General features: G+C 61.3%; 2 protein-coding genes. One reads left to right on the top strand and one right to left on the bottom strand.

The annotated features are described in order from the left end of the window. Positions 1-109: 109 nt before the first annotated feature. Positions 110-370 carry a CDGSH iron-sulfur domain-containing protein gene (locus A3730_RS01485; protein WP_063520310.1) on the bottom strand — a complete coding sequence of 87 codons (261 nt, stop codon included), beginning with the start codon at positions 368-370 and terminating at the stop codon, positions 110-112. A 128-nt stretch (positions 371-498) separates the two neighbouring features. Between A3730_RS01485 and A3730_RS01480 the strand changes: the two genes are divergently transcribed. Further along, positions 499-1,035, top strand: a 537-nt coding sequence (locus tag A3730_RS01480; protein ID WP_156500770.1) for a GNAT family N-acetyltransferase, incomplete at its 3' end; no start/stop codon positions are given.

The following is a 1,035-nucleotide window of genomic DNA, read 5'->3' as shown; positions in this document are numbered from 1 at the left end:
GCGGGAACGGCGACCTGAAGCGGGGGGCTCGGGGCAGGCGCTGGATCGGCCTGAATGCCGCTGGCCAGCAGCCCCAGCATCAGGGCAATGAAGGGGTGAGGCTTGCCTATCACGGGCTGGATTCCTTGCCTTTGAGTGCCACGTGGCTGCCATCGCAGATCATGCCTTTGCTGCTGTGTTTGCAGCCGCAGAAAAACACAATCTTGTTCCGGGTGGCGGTGTAGGGCACCGGGGAGAAGCCGGTGCCCTTGTGGCTGCCGTCGCAATAGGGCTGGGTCTTGCTGAGGCCGCAGGCGCACCAGTAGACCGTATCACCTTTTTTGACGGGCAGCGGGAACGGTACGGTGTGGGCAATGCGGGGGGCGTCCATGGTGCTCTCCTGCGGCGCTTTCGTTAACGTCAGGCGCATTCTGCGTGTGTCGCGCAAATGTCATGCAAATGTCACTGCCTTGCCATGGCGGCTGACGACACTGGCCGAAACTGCCAGTGGAGTACACTATGCTTGCGCAAGCTGCAGGAAAGATCAAAGCGTTAAGCCCGCAATTGAAAGGGGCCTTCACCAAGCCGTTCGTGGCTACTGCCGAGATTCTTCGCTTTCCCCGCGACATGGCCGCGGAGAGGGCGCTTGAGGCCCCGGCGCCGGGCCGCTTCACGGCCTATTTCACCCGCTCGCGCCGGGAAATTCTGAAAATCCAGCGCCTGCGCTATCGCATCTTCTCCCAAGAGTATGGTGCCAGTTTCAGTGCCCCGTTCGGCCTCGACCGGGACCGTTTTGATCGCCACTGCTTGCACTTGGTGGTCCGCGATAACCGTAACGGGGAAATCGTGGGTTACACCCGCGTGCTGCCGGGTGAGCGCTTGCACCGGACCGGAGGCTTCTATTCCAGCGGTGAATTTGATCTGACCATGCTGAGCCAGCTGGAGGGCAAACTGGCAGAAATCGGTCGTACCTGTATTCACCCGGAGCATCGCAACGGGGCCGTGATCAGTGTGCTGTGGGCGCGGCTGGCGCAGTACATGCTGGAAAACGATGTG

Source organism: Alcanivorax sp. HI0044 (assembly GCF_001634945.1).
The sequence above is the reverse complement of the archived record's forward strand: the minus strand, read 5'-3'. Positions and strand labels throughout refer to the sequence as shown.